Origin of the sequence: Peristeroidobacter agariperforans (genome assembly GCF_004138335.1) — a bacterium.
GTDB lineage: Bacteria > Pseudomonadota > Gammaproteobacteria > Steroidobacterales > Steroidobacteraceae > Steroidobacter > Steroidobacter agariperforans.
In genome coordinates, this window is record NZ_RYFW01000002.1 from 1,280,121 (window position 1) to 1,301,667 (window position 21,547).

Genomic DNA, 21,547 nt, shown 5'->3' on the forward strand with positions numbered 1-21,547 from the left:
TGCGTATCGGAGGAGTCTATGACCCGAATCGCGCGCGAGCGCGATCAGCGGTCTTGGGATGCCTTTTCCCGGAGTTGCTCGGCGACCTCATCGGCCGGCAGCATCAACGTTTCATCTGACAGCACGACGGCTTCGGAAATGGTCGGCGAGTTGTCGGACGACTCGTCGGCGTTCATCGCCACTTGTGCCGTCGGCAGCGAGCGGTCGGCATTTTTCAGGACCTGGAAGGCCTCTTCCGCCTCGAGCGGACCGCAGTAGAAGTAGCCCTGGGCGTAGTCGCATCCCATTCGTTGCAGGTCGCGCGCAGCGTCATCGGTCTCGACGATCTCGGCAACCGAGCGCAGGCCGAGGCTGCTGGTCATTTGCACGATGGCAGCCGCGATCGCGGTATTGGCATGCGCCGAGCCGGCGCGATCGACGAACGGCCTGTCGATCTTCACGTAGCTGAAGGGGAACAGCTGCAGGTAGCTCAACGACGAGTAGCCGGTGCCGAAGTCATCGAGCATCATCTCGATGCCGAGATCGTGCAGACCTTCGAGGATCTCGCGGGCTCCGCCGGGATTGCTCATCAGCCCGCCTTCGGTCAGTTCCAGTTTCAGGTATTCGGGCGAGACACCAGTGTCCTTGAGCACTTGCTCTACGTAGGAAGTGAACTCGGGATCGCGCAGCGCGGCGGCAGAGACGTTTACTGTGAGATAGAAGTCGCGATCGCGGGGCAAGCGATGACGCCATTCGGCGGCGAGCGTGCAGACTTGCAGGATGGTCCAGCGCGTGATCGGCACGATCAAGCCGACTTCTTCGGCGAGTGCGAGAAACTTGTCCGGCGTCAGCATGCCTTCGATGGGATGCCGCCAGCGGAGCAGCGACTCGGCGCCGGCGACGCAATCGTTCCGCAGGTCGACAATGGGCTGATACATCAAGTGCAGCTCGCGACGCTGGAGCGCGACGTGCAAATCGGCTTCCAGGCTCACCAGGCTCGCAGCGCTGCTACCCATCGCGGGCTGGTATGCAACCGCGGTCGCGGTATCGTGCCGTCTTGCGACCGATAGAGCGATGTCGGCTTCACGCACAGCTTCTTCCGCGCGTTGCAGACCCGAGTCGATGCAGGTGACGCCGACTCGAGCTGCCACGTTGAGTTGATGCTTGCGCAGTTCGAAGGGCTGCTGCAGCGTCTTCTGTAACAGTCCGGCGATGTCGAGCGCGCCGTCCGCCGAGGGCACATCGAAGATCAGCATCGCGAACTGATCGCCGCTCCAGCGCGCCAGCACGTGTTCGAACTGTGCCGCGGCTTTCTGGAATCGTCGGGCTGCCTGCACGACGACCTCGTCGCCGGCGGTGTGGCCGAGCGAGTCGTTGATCAGCTTGAAACGATCGATGTTGATGAGCATCACCGCGAGTCGTTGCCGGCGACGCGTGCGGACCTCCCGCAAGGCGCGATCGAGCTGATCCATGAAGTAGCGGCGGTTCGGCAGGCCGGTGAACGCGTCGTGATAGCGCGAATGCTCGAAGCTCTTCTGCAGGTTCTCGCGCTGCTCGATTTCGAGCGCCAGCTTGCGTTGGGTCGATTGCAGCTGGCGTCGCGAGAGTGACAGAGCATCCCGCGCCCGGTGCAAGCTGTGCACCAGATCGTGAGTTGCAAACGCCAGCATCCAGGCGACGACCGCCAGCAACGCGATAGCCGCGGCCAGTTCGCGTGCGGGATACCAGCCAGCCTTGGGGCGCAACGCGAGCTGCACATAACCGCCGGCCAGCTCTTGCGCGTAACCTTCCGGCAAGCGGATGCGGCTGATGATGGGATCGTCCAGCCGCTCGATCCGGCTGCTCACGAAGATTCGCGGCGCGCCGCCGCTGGTGTCCACTTTCGACAGCTCGAAGTCGTACTCCGGATCGACGATGCGATTCAGCTGCAGCTTCGAGAGCAATTGATCCAGCTCCGCGCCACTCTCGCGCGCAGCCAATGTTTGCAGCTGGCGCTCGACCGCTCGGCTGTACGTCGTAACAAGCGTGCCCGCCGTCGCACGCGTCTGCTCGGCGCGTTCGCCGACACTCAGCGCAATGAGCCGAGCGCCCGCGAGCACGACGACCGCCAGCACCAACAAGGTGAGGGGCCATTGCGAGCCGCGTTTCAGAAGCGAAAGTTTCATTGCCCTCGCGAGCCTAGATACGCGATAAAGCTCAAGGTAACGGTGATCTTCTCGCTGCCCGCCACTTCCAGCAGATCGCCGAGCAACTGGATCTCGGCACGCTTGAAGGGCTTGGCAATGCCGAGGAAGTATTCATTCGAGTAGCTGGGCGGCAGCACCACACCGGGTTGCAGCACCAGCACCGCCGGATTGGCTTTACCGGTCGAGCCGCCAAGCATCATATTGACGTGCTTGCCGTAGTAGTCGAAGCGGGCGCTGGTGAGTTCGGTGCCCAGATTGCCGCTCACCGATTGGGCATAGGCAATGTTGGTCACGAACTTCGGCGACCACACGTAGGTCAGGCCGAGCTTGGGCAGATTGCCGTGCGTGGTGTCGATATCGATCTGGCGCGACTCGAGTTGCACCGAGAATTTGCTGCCGATCGCCTGGCTGATGCCCAACACGCCGACCTGGTAATCGAATTTGCGGCCGTTGTCGTCGCCTTCGCCATTGTAGTACTCCCCGATGAGAATGAAGCGACGGGCCGGCTCGCCGCGCCCCCAGGCTGCGCGCACCGAGCCATAGGTCAGCTTGGCTTCCTCGACGAAGGTATGGTCGGCACCGAAGCCGGCGAGGAAGTCGGGCGTGAAGTAGTGCAGATAGCTGAGCGAGCCGCCACCGCCGTCATCGTCGGTGTCGACGAAGCTGGAGGCGCTGCCGCTCAAGGATAGTTTGTCGAACGGACGCGCATCGACTTCGGCGGCGCCGGCGGACGCAGTCGCCGCGAGCGAGGACAAGCACAGGACGGCGGATGCAAACCTCATGGGGGCGACACCAACGTTGAATTGGAGAGGGAGTTCCTTGGAGCGTCGGCGAGGTGCGCGGCCGTGATGTCACTACGGTCGCCGAGAGCGGCGCGTCCCATCGGCAGGAACGCGACGATGTAAAGGCGTTCGTCCTCGCCGGGCAGCGGCGAAGCGGAGCAGGTCACTTGATAAACGCGCGGGCCGATCTCGATGTGCATCTTGCGACGGCCCGTGAGTCCCGGTTCCCACCAGCGCGGCGGCATGCCGCCGAGCGACAGCATGTTCGATGCGTCGCTATCCTTGTCGAGGGCTGCGAACAGGGCCTGCGCCGGTTTGTTGAACGAGAGCAGCCGGCCCTGCGAGTCGATGACCAGCATGGCCTGGCCGCTGACATCGAGCGCCGCGTGAGCTGTGAATTCCTCGGTCTTGTCGTGAATGACGACCAGTGCGAACCGCCGCCCGGTCTGCGTCAGGTGCCGCACCTGAACTTCCGTCGCTCGCAGCCGGTCGCCCACTTTGATCATGCTCAGCGGCACCACGCCGCCCGAGCCGGAAATCGCCTCCTGCACCATCTCCGGATAGGAGAAACGAATGACCTCGAACAGCGGCCGACCGCTGGCGCTTTCTTGATCCTGGAAACGGGTGGCTCGAGTACTGGCGCAAACGACCTGTAGCGTGTCGCTGTCGATCAACAGCGCCGGGAACGGCATCGCTTCGATCAGGGTGGTCCAGAATTCCTGGCCGCGCTCGGCTTCGGCGCGGGCGACATCCACATGCGAGTGCAATCGTTCGAAGATGGTGCCGAGATATTCGGCCGCCACTGCGCACGCGAGCAGCAGGATCGCGAACACCTGCAGCAGCACGGCGTAGTAGGCCGAGGGTGCGTAAAACCCGGGAAATGTCGACGCCGATGTTTGCTGTCCGAGAATCGCCGCGAGCGATGCGCCAAGCTCGTTGAGGCCGGGCACATACCAGCGCAGCTCCGGGGCTTGTGCGAGTGCCACGACGCCGGCGACGACGATGGCGAGCACCGCCATCAGATACGGTTGCCAGCGCGACAGAAAGATCGCACCGACCACTGGCAGCGCGAACACGATCAGAAACGCGGGATTTTGCAGGCCGCCGGCATTCATCCAGATGAAGCCGACGACGACGATGCCCAGGATGTGCAACAGGGTGAGCACGGGGCGACGCTCGCCGACGCGGGCCGGTTTGCCGACCACCGTGAATGCAATGTGAATGCCGCCCAGCGCGAGCAGCCCGAGGCAGGCGGCGACAAAGTTGATATCCAGCGAGCTGACCAGCCAGGGCACGACCGTACCGAGCAGGATGGCGAAGATCGTCAGCAGCCAGGTGTCATCCAACAGATGGATGCGTGGATCGGTCCACGTCGGCGCCGGGATGATCTGCGTGTCGCCGATGTTCATCGCTGCACGGTGCCGGGCTTCGGGGTGGCATCGCCGGCCGCGACGGTCGCGGCGCCGATGCTGAAGTTGTTGCCCTCGAGAAACGGTGCGGAGCGAATCCTCTCGCCGCCGCCCTCGGGTTGGTAGTCGGTAATTTTCAGTGCCAGCGCGCGTGGTCGCATGACTTGATTGCCCCGCAGGATGGGCGAGTCGCCGATCACGTCGATGCCGTTGAACTTCGGCTCGATGATGGTGTTCTCGATGGCGCTGCTGGGACTGCGCTGGTTACCCAGCACGAACGCGAGCCCATAGCCGCTGTTGTGAATCCGGTTCTTGCGGATCACGGTGTCGGCCGAGGTCTTCAGCATGACGCCATAGGCTTCGATGCCGTCGAACTCGTTGTCTTCGATCACGGCGGCCTGCCCATTCTCGACCACGATGCCCATCGCTGCGCCCCGGCTGATGCGATTGCCGCGGACGACTGCGCCGGCGCCCATCAACTGCATCGCAGCTTCCTGTGAATCGAGCAGCTCGTTGCGCTCCATGATCATGGAGACATTGGCAGTGAGAATGCCGATGCGCTCCTTGTTGAAGCGGTTGTCGCGGATGCTGATCGCTCCGCCGCGGCTGTCGGGCTCGCTGCGGACGGCCCAGATGCCGGCGTCGCGATGCTCGGAGAACTCATTCTTCACGACCATCGCATTCTTGTTGGACGCGGCGAAGCGCACGCCGACGCGGTTCTTGGCGAAGCGGTTTCGCTCCAGCATCACCTGATCGGCGTTCTCGGCGACATCGATGCCCACGTCGCAATTTTCGATTGAAGCCGCCTGCAATCGAAAGCGGTCTGCGCGCAGCACGATGCCGGTCTCTTTGCAGTTGTGGATGCGCACGCCTTCGATGGCAATGTTGGCGCCGGAGACATCGAGCACGGCGCCGCCCGGCAGCTCGCTCGCGTCGATCTCGGTGCCATTCTCGGCAGCAGCAACGACTTTGATGCCACGGGCGTTTGCGAGTGGCGGCAGGGCAGAGGCGAGCGTGATCTTCGGCACTTGCAGCGAGATGGTCACCTCGGTGGTGGCGGCCGTCGCTTTGAAAATGGCCTCACGCAGCGAGCCGGGTCCGCGATCCTCGGCGCTGGTCACATCGATGGACTGAGCGTTCGCCGCTTGTCCGGGTGTGGCCTTGCGCGACTCGTACCAATAGCCCAGCCCGACGAAGACGCCGAGCAGGACGAACACGACGAGTGAAACCGCGGAACGACGGCTAAGCGGCATGGGCGCCTCCGTTACGCTGCAAAACAAACACTGTGTGCCACGAGCGCTGCACGGCGACTCGGCCGAAGAGGACGTCGATCGGCGTGGAAACCAGTGTCACCGCGGCCAACGCCGACATGCCGAGCGGCCGTGGCAACCGTCGCAGATGGGGCAGCAGCCATGTCTTGAACGGCGCCGGATCGACGCCGCCGAGCGCACGCAGCTCCAATCCCTGCTCGGCAAACAAATCGAGATAGACGTTTCGCTGCCTGGCGCGAAACACCGTCGTGTCACAATGTTTCGCGATATTGACCGGCGCGGCTTCCAGCAACACCATGCGTCCGCCGGGCGCAAGATGCTGCGTCATCCGTTGCACCGCCGACCGCAATGACTCGGGATCCAGAATGTGCTGAAGCACCGTGACGCCCAGAATCAGGTCGAACGTTCCGCCTGCATCGAGGAGCGCCAGGTCTTGAACGATGAAGCGCGTGCGAGTCGACACATTCTGCAACTCGGCGCGGCGTCTCGCTTCGGCGACCATCGTCGGACTCAGGTCCGCACCGGTGACGATGGCGCCGCGTCCGGCTAGCAGCCTGCTCCATCGTCCCACGCCACAGCCGACATCGAGCACGCGCGTGCCGGGTTGGATGTTGAGCCAGGGCCGCAGCGCCAGGTACTGATTCCGGTGAATCATCCGGTTATAGAACTCCGGCATGCCGTACGAACACACAGCCGCGAGCCCGGAGCCATCCGCCGCGAACCGGCGTGCACGGTCCTCCCAATAGTGAGAGGGCAGATATTGTTCGGGCGCCGGTGCGCCACGCGCGTTCAAGAGGCTTTCCTCATGAGACTGGTTTTCTCCTCCAGCGGCAGCGTCGTGCTGGCGCTCGGCAGCGGCTCGTAGTGATCGCGATAGAGGCGGCGGCCCGACAGCTTCACTGCGATCCAGTTGGCGTAGCCGACCGTCATCGGTGCGATGTGAGTAATGGCGTAGAACAGATACAACGGCACGATGGGCGCGATGTAAGCGCGCTCCTGCTTCGGCACCACGGTGAACAACGCGAATACGCCGAGCGCGAGATAGCTGCCGATGGCCGCCATGAAGTAGCCCGGATTGATCAGCGCATTGCGCGGGAAGATGTTCGCGAGGAACAAGTTGTCGAAGCCGCTGATGAAACTCAGCACCAGCAGCACCGCGCTGATGATCTTCAGCGGATGCACGATCAGCGACAGGCCGCCCAGGTAGACCACGAAGTGATACATGGCGAACGGCGTGCGCCTGGCGATGCGCCAGACTTCGCTGAAGCGCTCGACGTACACCTTGAGCAACCCGTAGTACCAGCCGACCCGTTGCGAGAACCAGCGCCGCACGTTGCCGGGGCCTTCGGTGCTGACGACCAGCCGCCCGTCGTAGTAGATGCGCTCGCCGTGGCTGAGCAGGATCAGCGCGTTCTGCAGATCTTCGGCGTAGACCGAATGAGTGTGCTCTGCAAGCGCGCGTTCCAGAGCATCGCGCCGATAGCAGGAAACGCCGGAGGTGATGCTGTAGTCCGCCAGGCTCTCGCGGCCGATGCGGAACGCCAATGCATATTCGAATGCCTGGAAGCGGGCGAGGAATCCATCGGGCTCGATCATGACGCGCGGGCAGACGGCAGCGGCGCCGGACTGCTGAAAGTCACGGATGAAGCGCTCGAAGTCGATCCTGCTGCCGCCGTTCTTGTCACGGATACGAATGTCCGGATCGACGACCAGCAGAGTTTCGATGTGGGGCGGGACGCGCTCGAGCAGACGCTTGATCGCGCCCGGCTTGTGACGATTCACGCCATCGTCGAAACAGCGCCAGCCCGCGTGCCGCAGACGGAGCACCGTCGCATCCGTCGAACCGTCGCTGATCAACCAGACCTTGTCGCGATAAGCGGCGAAGGCATCCATGAACTCATCGAGCAGCGGCTCCAGATTGTGAATGGACGCGATGATCGCGTAAGGCCGCACCGGCACGAGCTGCCGCGAGCCGGCCGGGAACGCGGCCGACAGATCGATGGAAAGGTGACGATTCTCTTCGGTCGGCGCGGTGGCGATGTGACGGCGCCGCACGTGCAGGCGCAGGATGAAATCCAGCGCATCGGTGTAGACGATCAGATTCGCGAGGCCGTAAACCAGCAACGAGAAGCTGGCGGTCTGCAGATTCGCCGCGGACAGTGCAATCCATCCCGCCAGCAATGCGCACACCGCGAGCGGCGCCAGCAGGCTCCAGGGCGTATTGAATTTCACGCCATCGCGACGGCACGGGTATGCGTCGCCCTCCGAGGCTGAGGCAAGCGAGATTCGAGCTCGGCACGCACCTCCTGCTCGGGGGCAACGACGATGCCGTGCTCGGCCAGAACCGGCACACCGACCAATATCCAGACCAGCGAGCGCACCCGCGAAGGAAGGTGCGTCGCGCGCGTTTGCAGCTCCGCCAGTGCGATTTCGAACCTGCGCTCGATCTCGAGAATGACGGCGCGCACCGTCGGATCGATGGGCAGGATCTTGGCGGCCTGGTCCCACTCGATGTTCGTGCCTTCGACATGCCGGTGCACGAACTCAGTATGGGGAAGTAGTGCGGGATCGCGCGCGAACGCTGCGCCCGAGAACGGAATGACGTATGGGTACATGCCAATCTCACATCCTTGTCGCAGCCATCGGTACGCTTCACGCAAGGTTTCCGCCACGTCGTCGAGCGAGGCGCGTGGCGAGCTGAGGATCAGATCGAGAAAGGGCGTGATACCGAGCTCCAGCGTCGCGCTCAACATCGGCTCGATGTGCCGATGGATCTGACCCTTGTTGAACTCGACCAGCACATTGCGCGAGAAGTTTTCGATGCCGAAGCCGAGCACACGGAAACCCGCGCTGCGCATGGCGTTCAGCCGTTCCTCATTCATCGCGTCGATGCGATTGGTGCTGATGAACTGCAGATCTTCGGGCAGCTCGCCCGCTTGCTTTGCGGCGACGATGCCTTCGCACAACGGCACGACGCGCTTGTCTTTCGAGAACACGAAGATGTCGTCTTGAAAGATGATGGTGCGCACGCGTGGATGCGTCGCGACGATGCGCTTGATCATCAGCAAGCACTCGTCGGCATCCAGTCGTGCGATCGACGCCACGCTGCCTTGCGCTTCGTGCAGGAAATTCGTGGAAGAGCAGAACGTGCAGCCCATCGGGCAGTAGTTCAACGTGATCAAGCGAACCGAGCGGATCTCTGCCAACGCCGCTTCGCGCGCCGCCTTGGTGGGTAAGCTGCCGACGCGATAGGCGGCTTCGAGGCGGTCCCAATAGGCCTCGTACGGCATGTTTTCATAAGGCGTCGAGAGGATGGCGTCGCGCAGCTGGTCATGATTCAGCGCCAACTGCGGCATGCGAAGCAGACTGCCGTCCGCGCGACGCTCCACCGTGCCGACGATCCCGACCCGCGGTTGTCCCGAAGCGATCCGGGTCGCCAGCTCGACCAGCGGACGTTCGCCTTCGCCGAGAATGACGCGGTCGAAGGGACCCAGCTCGAACATCAGCTCGGGCCGGAAGGTCGCTTCCATGCCGCCGGCCACCATCAGCGCGCTGGGCGCGAGGCGGCGGGCGAGATGCGCCAGCTCCAGATCGAACTTCAAGGTCATGCCCGTGGTGGAGACGCCGATGACATCCCACGTATCGCGCAATATTTCTTTTTCGAGCGCGCGCTCGGGCGGCCCAACGCAGCAGTTGGGATCGAATACTTTTACTTCGACGCCGTGTGCCGCCAGCACGCCAGCTAATCGCCATACACCCAGTGGCGGAGCCAGGAAGGTGTATTCCCCGCAGTGTGGGTCATAAGGTCCCACTAATAGAAATTTGGGCAAGTTCGCACCCGAAACTTCTGACTTGTAAATTGTGCGGGATTGAACGCGCCAACCTGCCTGTGCGTTCCGCGTAGGTGCTATTTGGTTGTGCTGCGCGATGAACGAGGACGCGATGTGTCGCGTCGCGCAAGTTTTGTAGTGGAATTCTCCTCGTGCGCGCTTCCTGCGCACTCGAGCGACTACTTAAAGGGTGGCTTCAATGCCGGCGGTGAATCGATTGCCGGTGTAGTCGTAGGTCGCGGCGTCGGCGTCGTTGTTGGTATAGGCGTAACGCAGGAATACTTGCCAGCGGGAACTGAGTGTCCGGGTCAAGCCAAGCGCCAGCTCGGTGCGCTGTTCATTGCCATTGGCATCGGAATCGTAGTCGCTGCGCCGTCGCGATGCTTCCGCCAGCAAGGTCCAATCGTTGGCGAAGCTATGTTCCGCGTCGACGCTCAGCTCATGACGAGTGGCGGAGAGCGAGTCGTCGTCGTAGTCGCCGATCTCGAACCGGTAGCCCAAACTGAAATCCCAATCGGCCCGGGTCCAGTCGAGGGACCCACCGAGCTCGTGGCGCCGGCCGGTCAGGCCGTCGAACTCGTTGAGACCGTCGATATTGCTGAATCGGTATCGGCCGCGTGCATATAAATCAGAGCGCAGCTCCCGACCGGTTTGTATGAAGAGGGCGCGCCGGCTTTCGAAGCCGGCGCCGTCGAGCGTGGTGTAGCCCAGCTGAACGCCGACGTCACTGACCCAGTCGTCGAACAACCAGCGATAGCGGGCGCCGCCGTGCAGGCCGGCCTGGTCGAAGTCGTTCAGCTCTTGATAGTCGACCAGCACGGCGCCGGCATCGAGCCGCCAGGATTCGCCGAGCGGCGTGTTGAATGCGAGCTGCGCTTCGGCGAAGTTGTCCGCTTTGTCGCTGATGCCGAGCACGTCGGAGTTCGAGACCAACGCGACATTGTCATCGTGACCCACTCCGAACCCCGCGTAGCCCACCCATCTGTGTTCCGGAGCAGGAGTCTGCCCCTCGCCAAGTTGAGCGGCCGCCAGCTGCCGCAGGCGTGCATCTTCGGTCACGCCTTCAACGCGTGAGAACCAACGGTTGGCCGCAACGGGATCGTTGCGCCTCAGTTCGACCAGACCGAGGTTGTAATAGGCCAGGCCCGCCATGGCCGTCGTGCTTGCCACTTCCTTGAATGCCGCTTCCGCCCGAGCGTAGTTGCCGATTCGATAGGCTGCCACGCCGATGTTGAAGTGCAGGGCCGGGGTCGACATGCCGTGCGAGAGGGCGGACTCGAAAGCTTTCAGCGCTTCTTGATAGTCGCCGGCCTGGAACGCACTGGCGCCCGATCGGAACTGCTGGGTGGCCGCTTCGCTGTGCGCGAACGCGGGACCGGAAGAAACAAACAGGAGCGCGAGGATGGCCGGCGCAGCAGACAGCTGCGGGCGAACAGAGTCAGTTGCGAGGCGGGCGGCCCGGAGGATGCTTGGGCGGATCGTTGCGTTCCCGCTCTTCGGCACGGGCGCGCCGAGCCTGCTCGCGTTGCTCGGCAGCTTCCTGTTTAGCCACGTCCTTAGCTTCGCGAGCAGTCTCTCTGGCTTCGGCAGCAGCGTTGTCAGACTTTCTCTCCGCCGTGGGCTTGGTCGAGTCGGCTGGCTTGCGCTCGGGCAGTGGTATTCGGCGGACGACTTCGTCGGGGCGCTTGGCATCAGGATCCACGATGATCTGCATGGTCACGTCGAGATCGTCCTGCCCCTGCGCAGGTTTAGGCGTCGAATCGGACTGCTGTTGCGCCAGAGCGCCGTGCGCCAGCAAGCACAGGGCCATGATCGTTACGTGCTTCACTCGTGCCTGAATGATCGACGTCTGGCGCGAGCGAGGCAAGCACAAAGGTGTGATGCGCGTCATGTTCGCGCCTCTCGGTCGCGCACTGTGAGGTTGACCGTCACCTGCCGCGTGCGGCCCTCGTGCTCGATGACCGCGACCAGCTGACCCGCACCGGTCGAACGGGCCAACACGGGTAGCGACAGTATGTTGCTGCCTTTGGCGAGGTGCGTCTGCCAATCGATCTGACGCTCGTTCTCGAAGCCGTCCAGCACCACGCTGCCGGTGGCCACGATGCGAATGGTCGCACCGTCCAGCGTCCGTTCCGAATCGATCAACACGTCGATATCCCGCATTTCATTGAGGGCCAGCGTGATGCCGGGGTCGCGCGTCGCCAGCGGCGACACGAGCATCAACATCGCCAAGATGGCGACGGCGGCGCCTGCGGCCGCACCGACCCACGTCTCCCAGCGGCTCGCCAGGTGCGCCAAGCGGCTGCGGGCCGGCGAGACGCTCCCGGTGGCCTTGGCGAACGCGCGATCGATGAATTCCGGACGTGGCTCCGGCGCGGGAATGCGCTTGAGCGCTTGGCGCAGAATTTCAGCGTCTTTGTCCACGATACATGACCAGCCTGTTCAGTTTGCCCCTCGGGGCGCGCACTTCATACACGATCTAAATGAGAGATTCGTTCCGTCGCGAGCAAGTCCTTCAGCTTCGCCCGCGCCCGGTGCAGTCGGGACTTCAGGGTGCCCAGCGGCACCTCCATGATCTGCGCCAGTTCCGGCAGGCTGTAGTCCTCGATATCGTGCATCGACAGCACCACGCGATGCTCTTCGCTCAATCGCTCCCAGGCTGCCAGCACCCGGTCCTGTGTGAGCTCCTGTTCAAACAGCTCGGCGGGTCCCGCCGAGCCGTCGATCAACTCCGGCGCTTCCTCTTCGTTGTCGTCGGGCGGATCGGAGCCGAACTGCACGGGCGAGCTGCGCTCACGGCGCACCTGGTCGACGAAGATCCGATACATCACCCGCAGCGCCCAAGACCGGATGCGATCCAGGCCGCGCAACTCGTCGAGTTTGGGATACAGCCGAGTCAGCAGCTCCTGCACCAGGTCTTCGGCGCGATCCACCGCGCCGGTCCACCGATAGGCGGCGCGATACAGGGCCGGGACGTGCTCGCGCAGCAGATGGTCGAACTCGGCTGCCGCGTTGGCATGCGACGGGCGGGTGCGCTTCTGCAAGACCATGACCTCCATTAAGCCTTACACGGCGCGGGCTGTCGAATGGTTCCATTCATAAAGTCACGGAACCGTTTCGGCATGAGATCCGTGTCAGGGCGGGAGGGCGTCGGAAAAGGGCGGCGCCGATCCTGGGAGACGAGTACGAATGGTCGATGAGAATCAAGTGCGGATGACGGGTTCGTTTATCGCGAGCCTGATCTGGACACTCTTGGTGAGCACCCTGTTGTTCGCCCTGACCGGTTGTGGCGGCGGCGGCGATTCGGGGGGCGAGGGCCGCATCAAAGTATCCGTCACGGATGCGCCCATCGACGATGCAGCCAGTGTCGTCGTGCAGTTCAGTGGCGTAGCCTTCAAGCGCGAAGGCGAGGCGGCCGAGATCGTCCGCAACCTGTCCCCCTCGGCGCGGCAGCTCGACCTGCTCGAATATCAGGAAGGTCGCGCGGCCTTGCTGCTGGATAACGTCACGTTGCCGGCCGGCCGGTACGAATGGATCCGCCTGATCGTGGATAACGAGATCAACGTCCGCGATTCATACATCGTGCTGACGGGCGGTCAGGAGTGCGAGCTGCGGGTGCCCAGCGGCGCCGAATCCGGTTTGAAGCTCAATCGAGGGTTCGAATTGCCTGCGGATGGCAGTGCTGCGTTGACCATCGACTTCGATCTGCGCAAGTCGGTCCATGCTCCCCCGGGCCAGCAAGGCTCGACGCCGGATTGCACCCAGGCCTATTTGCTCCGGCCGACGCTGCGCGTGGTCGACGATGCAAACGTCGGCGCCATCGCGGGTGTGATCGAAGGCGCGCTGGTGCCGGAAGATTGCTTGCCGAACGTCTATGTCTTCACCGGCAGCGACATCACCCCCGATGACCTGGAGGAAGCGGCAACTGCTGGCGACATCGATCCGCTGCTGGTCGCCGGTGTAGCGATCGAGAACGGCAGCACCAGCTATAGCTATCGCGCGGCGTTCCTGCCGCCGGGTCCGTATACCGTGGCGTTCACGTGCAGCGACGATGACCCGACCGAAGACGATGTGCTGACGTTCCTCGAGCCAAAGCTCGTAACGGTGCAGACGAACCTGATCGCAAGCGCGGACTTCGCGCCGCCAGCTCCCTGAAGTCGGCGCGTGCGCTTTGCGATAACCGAGTAGAGAGGGCGAGCCGTGGGGACGATGTCGTCGGGGCGAGGGAATCGCCCCGGCGACATCAATTTCCTTGGGCCGTCAATGGATGCCCGGACGCGGTTGGCTCTTCCCGGCGCGGCCAGTCTGACGCCGGCCGGCGTGACTGCCTTCCTGGATCTCCTCGATGATCTTGGCCGAGAAGGCCTCCAGGTCGCCGGGGTTGCGGCTGGTGATGATGCCTTGATCGGTCACCACCTCGCGATCGACCCATTTGCCGCCGGCATTGATCACATCGGTCTTGATCGAGTGATACGAAGTCACTTGCCGGCCGCGCACTGCATCCAGTTCGACGAGCAACCATGGCGCGTGGCAGATCGCCGCTACGATCTTGCCTGAGTCCAGGAACGACCGGATCAATTGCAACGCCTTCTGATTGACCCGCAGCAGGTCCGGATTGATCTGCCCGCCGGGCAGGACGATGGCGTCGTAGTCATCGGCCTTCGCGTCGTCCAGCGACTTGTCGACGCTGACGCTTTCGCCCCAATCCTTTAGTTTCCAGCCGCGGATCTTGCCTTTCTCGGGCGATACCACGTCGACCTGCGCGCCGGCTTCCTGCAACTTACGCTGCGGCACCAACAATTCATCCTGCTCGAAGCCGTTTGTGGCAAGGATGAGGACTTTGGCTTGGCTGATTTCGGGCATGGCGCACCTCCTTAACGAGTAGAAGTTAATGAGGCAGCGCTGGCGGAGTTCCGAGATAAAACTGTGGTCGAAATCAGCAGGGCATTGCTATGGTGTCGCATGGCTCACCCTCTCTGGTTGCTCACCCTATTCGCGCTGTGCGGCTCGGTCGGCGTGCGTGCGGACGTGCTTTCCGCCTGCGAGCTGCCGAGACTGAAGGAGCCGGCAAAATGCGGTGTCGTGCAAGTGCCCGAAAATCCAGCAAAGCCCGACGGCCGCAAGCTCGACATCGCCGTGGCTGTGGTGCCAGCGAAGGGCGGCAAGGCGCTGTCGGATCCCATCCTCCTGCTGATGGGCGGCCCGGGCGAGGAGTCCATGAATGAGGCCGCGTTCTATGTGGAATGGCTCGAGCCCTTGCGCCGGGAGCGCGACATTCTGTTGATCGACCAGCGCGGCACGGGCAAGTCTCATCGACTGGGTTGTGACATTTATAAGGACGTCGAACCGGCAGTGCTGTTGCGAGACGTCTTTCCTGTTGCGCCGATCGAGCGCTGCGCCCGTGAGCTGAGCAAAGACGCGGATCTCACCCAATATAGCTACGAGCATTTCGGCAGAGATATCGAGCATATTCGCCGGTTGCTCGGCTACGGACCGCTCAATTTGTTTGCGGGCTCATACGGAACGCGCGCCGCACAGGTGTTCATGAAGATGCACGGGCCGAGTGTGCGCACGGCGATGCTCGTCAGCGTGGTTCCCATCGATGAGCCCTTGCCGCTACCGATGGCCAAAGGCGCGCAGGCAGCGATGGATCGAGTGCTCGAGGATTGCGAGGCTCAGCCGGCGTGCCGTGCCGCGTTCCCGAATGTGCGGAACGAACTGGGCCAGATGTTGCACCGGTTGGAGACGCAAGAGGTGAAGGTCAATGTGCCGGGTCAGGCGACGCCGGTGCGGCTGCACCGGGGGCGAGTAGCCGAGCGTCTGCGTTCGATGATGTATCGGGCGGAAGGAGCCGTGCACATTCCTCAGGTCATCCATAAGGCGTCTCTTGGCGACTACCAGCCGATCGTCGAAGACATCGTGTCGAATGCAAGCTTCATCGGTTCGGCGATCAGCTTCGGCTTGTTTTTCTCCATTGTCTGTAACGAAGACACGACCTTCATTGACGGCGCGGACATTCCGGCCGCCACCGCGGGTACCTATCTGGGTGACTATAGAGTGCGCCAACAGCAAGCGGCTTGTTCGCGGTGGCCAAAGGCTTCGCTCCCGCACGACTATCGCAGTCCGGTGCGGACGTCGGTGCCGACCGTGTTTGTCTCGGGCGATACCGATCCCGCCAGTCCGCTGTGGTTCACCGAGAGGACGAAGCAAGGATTCACGCAGCGGGCGGAAGTGGTGCTGGCGAATCGCGGCCACACCGAATATCTCGATTGCGTGGCAACGATCTACCAGAAATTCGTGGCTGCGGGTTCGGTCGAGAAGCTCGACACATCGGCCTGCAAACGGGAGCCCCGACTGCCGTTCCAAACCTGAGTTTCAGAGCAGCTCGTAAAACTTGATGATCGCTGCCGCCGTCGTGCGCTGTGCGACCCCAATGAAAAGCGCGCGATTGAGCCACGCGTGCTTGCTGTCGAGCGGCGCTTCGAACTCGGCTGAAGTACGGAAGTAATACAGCGATGCATCCACCGCCTCGCCCCGGGCGAGCTTCTCGATCACATCGGGCGGGCCATGGCGCAAGCCGCGATTGGTCACCATGATCAGTGTGCCGTCGGTGGCTTGCAGGGTGTATTTCGCTTCGATCTGCAGAACGCCGTCGGGGCGGACGAACTGCCAGTCGGCGCCGCCCGGCACGACCTTCCCCTGCAGTAGTGGGCCGGTGACTTCGCCGCCGCGGATCGGAACGATCCGCCGCAATCCGTGCGCGCTCGGGCCGATGACTTGAGGCGGGTCGACGGTGACGTGGGCTTCGAAAGCGAACCGGGTGCGAACCTCGCCGGCGGCGGCTGTGGCAGCAAGTGAGTCGCCGTGAACGGCAAGCAGGGCGGCGGCGCCCATCAGCTCTCTGCGGGTGGTCATCGGTTGTTACCCAACTCATGCGCGTCGGTGGTGATTTTTGGAAGATATCAACACGCGCGCGGCGTGTCAGATGACGCCTGCCCGGCGGAGGGCTACGATGCGGCACTTCCGTCCACTGTCTGCATGGAGTCGTCATGAACATGAGCTCGAAGGGTTTGCTTTTGACCGGTCTGCTGGCATTTGGCACGGGGCTGCCGGCGCTCGCGGCGTTACAGGAAGGCGCGGCGGCGCCCGAGTTCACGGCGCAGGCGTCCATGAAGGGCAAGCCGTTTACCTATTCGCTCAAGGACGCGCTGAAGAAGGGGCCGGTCGTGGTGTATTTCTATCCGTCGGCCTATACCAACGGCTGCAACGTGCAAGCGCGCACATTCGCCGTCAACCAGGAGAAGTTCGCCGCGGCCGGCGCCAGCATCATCGGCGTCTCGCTCGACAGCATCGAGCGGCTCAACGATTTTTCCGCAGACCCGGAGTTCTGCGCCGGAAAATTCCCCACCGCCTCGGATGCGGATGGGAAGATCGCGCGCTCTTACGAGTTACAGGTGCGTGAGGGCAAGGAAGGCATGAAAGACTCTCGCGGCAAGGACATCGGTCATGGCTTCGCCGAGCGCACAACTTTCGTCGTGACACCCGACGGCAAGATTGCCGCCACCGTGGGCGGACTGAATCCGGTCGAGAACGTCAACAAGTCGCTGGAAGTCGTGCAGAAGTTGAAGGGCGGCTGAGCGGAACAATCGCGGCGGAGGCGGTCGGCGTCGACGCGCCGCCTTCGCTCGAAAACCACCTCACCTGCGCTCGCCGTTGCTGACGGGCCAGGCGCGCCAAGCGATAGGGCGCCAGGGCGATTACGTTGCTGGGTCGATCTGTGGACATGATGGCGAGCAGGGTAGGCCATGCTCGCCCGACGCAGAAGCAACGAATCCGCATGTCCCCATAACGGGCGACGCTATAACCAATCCATAACTCGCTACCGTCCGGCCGCCGAACCGCAACGAAATGTGGTCACTTGTTTTCCCGTGCCCGGCGGCAGCGAGGGATCCTTGTTCACGGTGGAGATGATCTCGGCGGCTTGACCGCCGGCGCGACGGCACGCTCGGTTGGCCAGGTTGCTGGCTTCCTCGGCGCCGCCGTCGTGTTGAATGGTGTTGGTATCGCCTTTGCCGATCTTCACGACCGTGCAGGCACTGAAGATCACGCAGACCGCGAGCAGTGCTGTGCGTACCATCAGCGCAGTATCCCCGCCAGAATGGCCTGTTCTTCATCGAATCCGGAGTCGCCGAGAAACTGGACCACCGCCGGTGCGATCTGCGAAGCGAGCGGTTGTCCGATGCCGAGGCTGGCCAGCGATTCCTGGTAATCGCTCAGATCGTCGAGCGGTTTCGTGACCACACCCTGAAGTTTTACCGCCTGCATGATGGTGTCAGCATTGGGAATGCGAGCGGCCAGCTGATTGAACTGCGGCTGCGGCAGTTGTTCTCGTGCAAATACCAACAGCGCGCCAATGGCGCCCCGTGCCTGAACGTCGGTGAGTCCGAACTGGTTCTGCAGGTAAGCAACGGCATTCTGTCCGGGCGTGGCCGCGAACACTGACTCGTGCGGCATCGAACTGGCGAGCAAGGCGAGGAGCATCACAAGCTGGGCTCCGCCGCTGTGTTTGGATGAAACGCGCCTCATGGATTCAACTCGGCGGCGGGTTCGCGTTTCCAGGTCGAGTCGGGATCGAACGACTGGATGTCGCGCGCCACGGTGTGCGTGTCCGGGCCAAGGTCTTTCGAGAACACTTCGCCATCGTGGTTGACCATGAAGGTCATGATACCGCTGCGGCCGTACTCGGCCGGAACGGCGATCAGCGCAAAGCCGCCGATCATCTTGTCACCGACGAGATAGTTGTATGCGCCCCCTTCGGCGTGCGGACCCTGCGCGGTGAGCAGCCGATACATGTACCCGTGCAGCGGCTCGTTCTTGGACGCGCCGTTGTCAAAATAACCTTCGCCTTGCGCACGTGCGAATTGGTCGCCGAGCGGGCTGGGCGGCTCGGCGCCGCTGGTGGGCCAGTACAGACCATCCTTCTGACCCTTGCTGCTCACCAGCTTCTGTGAGAATTGGAGCAACGCAGCTCGCTGCGGATTGCGCATGTAGTACTCGCGTTGGGCGTCGACGAAAGCCAGGCACGACTGGATCGTGGCGAGCTCGTTGGCGCCGATGCGACGGTTGACGATTTCGTCCGCGCCCGCCGCGCTGTCGAAACGCCAGCGGCCATCGCGCTGGATCAGAGGAAAAGGAAATGGCCACTTGTCGGTGCCGACCAGCAGCGTGGCCGCGTCCGGCGTCAAGCGGACTAATGAATGTTGAGTTGCGTAGGCGCGCACGAATCGGTCGCGAGCATTCTTGTCCTGTACCGGGTCGCCGGAGTCGATGGCCGGCTCGGCTTCGCTACCGAGGATCTTCACCAGTGCGCCTGTATCGTCGTCCTTGGCCGCGGCGACTAGCGCCGCGATCGCGTCATCGATCGATGCGAAGTCTCGTTGCGTTGTCTGGCGGCTGCAAGCAGCTGTGATCAACAGCAATAAAACTGCGAGGACGCGCAAGGCGAATTGATGTTTCATCTGCGTCGTCCGCCGCCCCGTGACATGCCGCCCCGGCTGGCCATGCCACGACTGCTGTGTGCTCGGGTGCGAGCGCCGTTGTCGACGCCGCGAAAGGCGTCCGGAGATCGTCCGGACGAGGCCCCGCCGAGATCGCGGTTGCCCAGGTCGCGGTTTTCGCCTCCGCCGCCGAGGTCCCGATATTCATTGGTCCGATTGCCGAGATCCCGCGATTCGGCGCCACCGCCAAGATCCCGATATTCATCGCCACGATTCGCGAGATCGCGAGATTCGGCGCCCGCGCCAAGATCCCGATTTTCGCTGGCGCGATTCGCCAGATCCCGCGATTCGCCGCCGCCGCCGAGATCGCGATACTCGTTGCCACTGCGGCCGCGATAGTTCTCTCGGGCCTGCAACGCTTCCTGGCTGCTGCCGCGGCCGTACCTTTGTTGAGTGGCCGAGTCGCGATAGCCCACGCCCTGGCGATGCGCGGAGTTGTGTTCCCAGCGATTGCTGACATTCGTCCTGTTGTTGACGTTGAGGTTGCTGTTGCGATTGAAATTGTTGTAGCGGTTGACGTTGATATCGATGTCGCTGTGTCCCCAGTTGAACCCGCCCCAGAGCGCGCCGCCGACGATCACGCCCGCACTGAAAGAGAAGAAGGCGGCGCCGGCTGCGTAGCCGGGCGGATAATAGTAGTAGGGTGGATACGCTGGGTAAGGCCAGGCCCCGTAAACAACTGTCGGGTTGTAGGTAGGAACGTAAACGACCTCGGGGCTCGGCGACTCGATGATGATGACCTGTTGAGCGCTGGAGCCCGCCGGCGCGGCTTCGGTTTTAACCGTTTGTTCCTTGCTGCTCTTCAAGTTGCCGGCGTCTTTCGCTTTGACGCGCAGACGCTGCACGGCGTCCATGACGTCCTTGCGTTGCGCGAGCACGGCGTCGCCGAGCTTCTGCGTCCAGTCGAGCTTCTCGTTCATCATGGTCAGCACGTCGGGAAAGGCGACCATGGATTTGACGCTGGCATCCCAGGTCTCGTTTTCCACCGCCTTCGCGACGGCGTCGCCCTTGATATCGGGATGTTCCTTGGACCAGCGCGCCGCAAGCACGATCTCCAGCGGGTAGGTCGACGCCATCAGCACTTGCGCCAGCAGCGCGTCCGGATAGAGCGCGATCGGAGCCACGATCTGCTCCAGTTCCTCGGACTTGAAGGGCACGGCCTTGGCTTGATCCTCCGGCGACGGAGTCGCCGGCTGCTGCTGCTGTGGGGCCGGAGGCTCTTGCGAGTGGACCGGCTGGGTCAGGGGCAGCAGGATCGCGAGGGTCCAGGAGCAAAGGGATGACGAGCGGTTCATCCCGCTCATCATGCTCGGCAAGGTCAGCTCGATCAGTACGCGTCGAGGGATGGCTGTCGCTCCCTCTCACGCAGCGAAGCGCTCAGCGGTATTTCAAGCCTGTGCCGGTGTTGAATACGACCACACGGTCTCGATCTCGGATGGCTCCGGAGGCGCGCAATGTTTGTAACGCCGACCATGCCGCGCCGCCTTCGGGACAAACGTCGATGCCCGTGCGGCTTGCGAGTTGTCGCGTCGCTGCATCGGCGTCTTCGTCGGTGACCATGACGGCGGTGCCGTTCGACTCGCGCAGAACACGAACGCAGATGAATCCGCCGACCGGGCTCGGCACGCGCAAGCCATACGCGTGAGTGTGTGGATCGGGCCAGGGCTCGGTGCGATCCTTGCCTTCGAGGAACGCTTTGGCGACCGGCGCGCAACCGGCGGACTGCACCGACACGAATCGCGGCCGACGACCGCGGGGAATCCAGCCGAGGCGTTCCATTTCGTCGAATGCCTTCCACATGCCGACCAGGCCGGTGCCGCCGCCGGTCGGATAGATCACCACGTCGGGAATCTCGCCCTCGAATTGCTCGACCAGTTCGAATGCCATGGTCTTCTTGCCTTCGATTCGATAAGGCTCTTTCAAGGTCGAAACATCGAAGGCGCCTTTCGGGCCGTGCTCTCGCAGGAACTTGCCGGCATCGGCGATCGTGCCTTGGACGCGATGGATGGTCGCGCCGTACAGCTCGCATTCGTCGAAGAAGGCTTTCGGCGTGTCGACAGGCATCGCCACCGTGACCGGCAGGCCGGCTCGTGCGCCGTAGGCGGCGAGCGCGCCGGCGGCATTGCCGGCAGAGGGTGCCGCCAGCGCTTGCGCCCCGAGATGTTTGGCCATCGAAACGGCCAGCGCCATACCACGTGCTTTGAATGAGCCGGTCGGATTGCGCGACTCATCCTTGACCCATACGTTCGCTTCGACGGGGAGCAGCGGTGTCACCCCCTCGATCAGCGAGACTTCATCGCCGGGCAACAGCGGTAACAGCTCGCGATAACGCCACAGACTGGGCTCGCGCGATTCCAGATCCCGCAGCGACAGCTTCACTGAAGAGAGGTTGTAATCCACTCTTAGCGGCAAGCCACACTCGCGACAGACAGTCAGCAGCTGACGCGGGTCGTGTGCGGTCTCGCAGGCGAAGCAGTGAATGCCAGCGAGATTCGGCGAGAGTCGGGCCATGGCCCATTCTAGCGTCCGCAGG

Annotated in this window: 21 protein-coding genes; 3 read left to right on the forward strand and 18 right to left on the reverse strand. The window is 63.1% G+C overall.

From position 1 onward, the window contains the following. Window positions 1-44: 44 nt before the first annotated feature. The 11 genes from EK373_RS19405 to EK373_RS19450 are packed head-to-tail and all read right to left on the reverse strand — an operon-like array spanning window position 45 to window position 12,507. A complete protein-coding gene (locus EK373_RS19405) occupies window positions 45-2,144 on the reverse strand; it encodes a putative bifunctional diguanylate cyclase/phosphodiesterase (RefSeq protein WP_129645357.1) in 2,100 nt (699 codons plus the stop codon). Then, a complete protein-coding gene (locus EK373_RS19410) occupies window positions 2,141-2,947 on the reverse strand; it encodes a hypothetical protein (RefSeq protein ID WP_129645358.1) in 807 nt (268 codons plus the stop codon). Before EK373_RS19410 ends, EK373_RS19405 begins: the two co-directional genes overlap by 4 nt. After that, window positions 2,944-4,356, reverse strand: coding sequence for a nitrogen regulation protein NR(II) (locus EK373_RS19415; protein WP_129645359.1), 1,413 nt, complete (start codon window positions 4,354-4,356; stop codon window positions 2,944-2,946). The genes EK373_RS19410 and EK373_RS19415 overlap by 4 nt, the downstream gene beginning before the upstream one ends. Continuing rightward, complete coding sequence (locus EK373_RS19420; protein ID WP_129645360.1) at window positions 4,353-5,609, reverse strand: right-handed parallel beta-helix repeat-containing protein; 1,257 nt, start codon at window positions 5,607-5,609, stop codon at window positions 4,353-4,355. Before EK373_RS19420 ends, EK373_RS19415 begins: the two co-directional genes overlap by 4 nt. Then, the gene (locus EK373_RS19425; protein ID WP_129645361.1) at window positions 5,599-6,420 is read right to left on the reverse strand and encodes a class I SAM-dependent methyltransferase; all 822 of its coding nucleotides are present in this window, start codon (window positions 6,418-6,420) and stop codon (window positions 5,599-5,601) included. The genes EK373_RS19420 and EK373_RS19425 overlap by 11 nt, the downstream gene beginning before the upstream one ends. Continuing rightward, window positions 6,417-7,859, reverse strand: coding sequence for a glycosyltransferase family 2 protein (locus EK373_RS19430; RefSeq protein ID WP_129645362.1), 1,443 nt, complete (start codon window positions 7,857-7,859; stop codon window positions 6,417-6,419). The genes EK373_RS19425 and EK373_RS19430 overlap by 4 nt, the downstream gene beginning before the upstream one ends. Continuing rightward, complete coding sequence (locus EK373_RS19435; RefSeq protein ID WP_129645363.1) at window positions 7,856-9,628, reverse strand: B12-binding domain-containing radical SAM protein; 1,773 nt, start codon at window positions 9,626-9,628, stop codon at window positions 7,856-7,858. Before EK373_RS19435 ends, EK373_RS19430 begins: the two co-directional genes overlap by 4 nt. A gap of 12 nt (window positions 9,629-9,640) precedes the next feature. Next, on the reverse strand, window positions 9,641-10,960 hold the full coding sequence (locus EK373_RS19440) for a tetratricopeptide repeat protein (protein WP_198683440.1): 1,320 nt from the start codon (window positions 10,958-10,960) through the stop codon (window positions 9,641-9,643). Further along, on the reverse strand, window positions 10,896-11,348 hold the full coding sequence (locus tag EK373_RS33405) for a hypothetical protein (RefSeq protein WP_198683441.1): 453 nt from the start codon (window positions 11,346-11,348) through the stop codon (window positions 10,896-10,898). Before EK373_RS33405 ends, EK373_RS19440 begins: the two co-directional genes overlap by 65 nt. Then, a complete protein-coding gene (locus EK373_RS19445) occupies window positions 11,345-11,881 on the reverse strand; it encodes a hypothetical protein (protein WP_129645365.1) in 537 nt (178 codons plus the stop codon). Before EK373_RS19445 ends, EK373_RS33405 begins: the two co-directional genes overlap by 4 nt. Before the next feature lie 44 nt (window positions 11,882-11,925). Then, window positions 11,926-12,507: an RNA polymerase sigma factor gene (locus tag EK373_RS19450; RefSeq protein WP_198683442.1), complete on the reverse strand. Its 582-nt coding sequence runs from the start codon at window positions 12,505-12,507 to the stop codon at window positions 11,926-11,928. A gap of 139 nt (window positions 12,508-12,646) precedes the next feature. Here EK373_RS19450 and EK373_RS19455 point away from each other — a divergent pair, with 139 nt between their 5' ends. Beyond that, the gene (locus tag EK373_RS19455) at window positions 12,647-13,612 is read left to right on the forward strand and encodes a DUF4382 domain-containing protein (RefSeq protein ID WP_129645367.1); all 966 of its coding nucleotides are present in this window, start codon (window positions 12,647-12,649) and stop codon (window positions 13,610-13,612) included. Window positions 13,613-13,717: 105 nt separating this feature from the next. Here EK373_RS19455 and EK373_RS19460 read toward each other — a convergent pair whose 3' ends face one another. After that, window positions 13,718-14,320 (reverse strand): type 1 glutamine amidotransferase domain-containing protein, encoded by a 603-nt coding sequence (locus tag EK373_RS19460; protein ID WP_129645368.1) that lies wholly within the window; start codon window positions 14,318-14,320, stop codon window positions 13,718-13,720. 99 nt (window positions 14,321-14,419) lie between these two features. On the opposite strand from EK373_RS19460, the gene EK373_RS19465 reads away from it, so the two are divergent. Beyond that, window positions 14,420-15,829, forward strand: a complete 1,410-nt coding sequence (locus EK373_RS19465; RefSeq protein WP_129645369.1) for an alpha/beta fold hydrolase — start codon at window positions 14,420-14,422, stop codon at window positions 15,827-15,829. 3 nt (window positions 15,830-15,832) lie between these two features. Here the strand turns inward: EK373_RS19465 and EK373_RS19470 are convergent, their stop codons facing one another. Further along, window positions 15,833-16,372, reverse strand: coding sequence for a DUF3237 domain-containing protein (locus EK373_RS19470; protein WP_198683443.1), 540 nt, complete (start codon window positions 16,370-16,372; stop codon window positions 15,833-15,835). 134 nt (window positions 16,373-16,506) lie between these two features. On the opposite strand from EK373_RS19470, the gene EK373_RS19475 reads away from it, so the two are divergent. Further along, window positions 16,507-17,094 carry a peroxiredoxin gene (locus tag EK373_RS19475; protein WP_198683444.1) on the forward strand — a complete coding sequence of 196 codons (588 nt, stop codon included), beginning with the start codon at window positions 16,507-16,509 and terminating at the stop codon, window positions 17,092-17,094. Between the two features lie 242 nt (window positions 17,095-17,336). Here the strand turns inward: EK373_RS19475 and EK373_RS19480 are convergent, their stop codons facing one another. The 5 genes from EK373_RS19480 to EK373_RS19500 all read right to left on the reverse strand — a co-directional run bounded on the left by EK373_RS19480 (window position 17,337) and on the right by EK373_RS19500 (window position 21,525). Continuing rightward, a complete protein-coding gene (locus tag EK373_RS19480) occupies window positions 17,337-17,594 on the reverse strand; it encodes a hypothetical protein (RefSeq protein ID WP_129645370.1) in 258 nt (85 codons plus the stop codon). Then, complete coding sequence (locus tag EK373_RS19485; RefSeq protein ID WP_232831189.1) at window positions 17,594-17,998, reverse strand: DUF2780 domain-containing protein; 405 nt, start codon at window positions 17,996-17,998, stop codon at window positions 17,594-17,596. Before EK373_RS19485 ends, EK373_RS19480 begins: the two co-directional genes overlap by 1 nt. A 41-nt stretch (window positions 17,999-18,039) precedes the next feature. Continuing rightward, window positions 18,040-18,975 (reverse strand): DUF2950 domain-containing protein, encoded by a 936-nt coding sequence (locus EK373_RS19490; protein ID WP_129645372.1) that lies wholly within the window; start codon window positions 18,973-18,975, stop codon window positions 18,040-18,042. Then, the gene (locus EK373_RS19495; RefSeq protein WP_198683445.1) at window positions 18,972-20,309 is read right to left on the reverse strand and encodes a DUF3300 domain-containing protein; all 1,338 of its coding nucleotides are present in this window, start codon (window positions 20,307-20,309) and stop codon (window positions 18,972-18,974) included. The genes EK373_RS19490 and EK373_RS19495 overlap by 4 nt, the downstream gene beginning before the upstream one ends. Window positions 20,310-20,391: 82 nt before the next feature. After that, the gene (locus EK373_RS19500) at window positions 20,392-21,525 is read right to left on the reverse strand and encodes a threonine synthase (RefSeq protein ID WP_129645373.1); all 1,134 of its coding nucleotides are present in this window, start codon (window positions 21,523-21,525) and stop codon (window positions 20,392-20,394) included. Between the last annotated feature and the right edge of the window lie 22 nt (window positions 21,526-21,547).

Bases quoted from the DNA above. Each gene is read 5' to 3' on its own strand.
- EK373_RS19485 (WP_232831189.1), bottom strand. From the start codon at position 17,998: ATGCTCCTCGCCTTGCTCGCCAGTTCGATGCCGCACGAGTCAGTGTTC.
- EK373_RS19490 (WP_129645372.1), bottom strand. From the start codon at position 18,975: ATGAAACATCAATTCGCCTTGCGCGTCCTCGCAGTTTTATTGCTGTTG.
- EK373_RS19415 (WP_129645359.1), bottom strand. From the start codon at position 4,356: ATGAACATCGGCGACACGCAGATCATCCCGGCGCCGACGTGGACCGAT.
- EK373_RS19495 (WP_198683445.1), bottom strand. From the start codon at position 20,309: ATGAACCGCTCGTCATCCCTTTGCTCCTGGACCCTCGCGATCCTGCTG.
- EK373_RS19460 (WP_129645368.1), bottom strand. From the start codon at position 14,320: ATGCCCGAAATCAGCCAAGCCAAAGTCCTCATCCTTGCCACAAACGGC.
- EK373_RS33405 (WP_198683441.1), bottom strand. From the start codon at position 11,348: ATGACGCGCATCACACCTTTGTGCTTGCCTCGCTCGCGCCAGACGTCG.
- EK373_RS19500 (WP_129645373.1), bottom strand. From the start codon at position 21,525: ATGGCCCGACTCTCGCCGAATCTCGCTGGCATTCACTGCTTCGCCTGC.
- EK373_RS19480 (WP_129645370.1), bottom strand. From the start codon at position 17,594: ATGGTACGCACAGCACTGCTCGCGGTCTGCGTGATCTTCAGTGCCTGC.
- EK373_RS19455 (WP_129645367.1), top strand. From the start codon at position 12,647: ATGGTCGATGAGAATCAAGTGCGGATGACGGGTTCGTTTATCGCGAGC.
- EK373_RS19410 (WP_129645358.1), bottom strand. From the start codon at position 2,947: ATGAGGTTTGCATCCGCCGTCCTGTGCTTGTCCTCGCTCGCGGCGACT.
- EK373_RS19450 (WP_198683442.1), bottom strand. From the start codon at position 12,507: ATGGTCTTGCAGAAGCGCACCCGCCCGTCGCATGCCAACGCGGCAGCC.
- EK373_RS19470 (WP_198683443.1), bottom strand. From the start codon at position 16,372: ATGACCACCCGCAGAGAGCTGATGGGCGCCGCCGCCCTGCTTGCCGTT.
- EK373_RS19420 (WP_129645360.1), bottom strand. From the start codon at position 5,609: ATGCCGCTTAGCCGTCGTTCCGCGGTTTCACTCGTCGTGTTCGTCCTG.
- EK373_RS19405 (WP_129645357.1), bottom strand. From the start codon at position 2,144: ATGAAACTTTCGCTTCTGAAACGCGGCTCGCAATGGCCCCTCACCTTG.
- EK373_RS19475 (WP_198683444.1), top strand. From the start codon at position 16,507: ATGAACATGAGCTCGAAGGGTTTGCTTTTGACCGGTCTGCTGGCATTT.
- EK373_RS19465 (WP_129645369.1), top strand. From the start codon at position 14,420: ATGGCTCACCCTCTCTGGTTGCTCACCCTATTCGCGCTGTGCGGCTCG.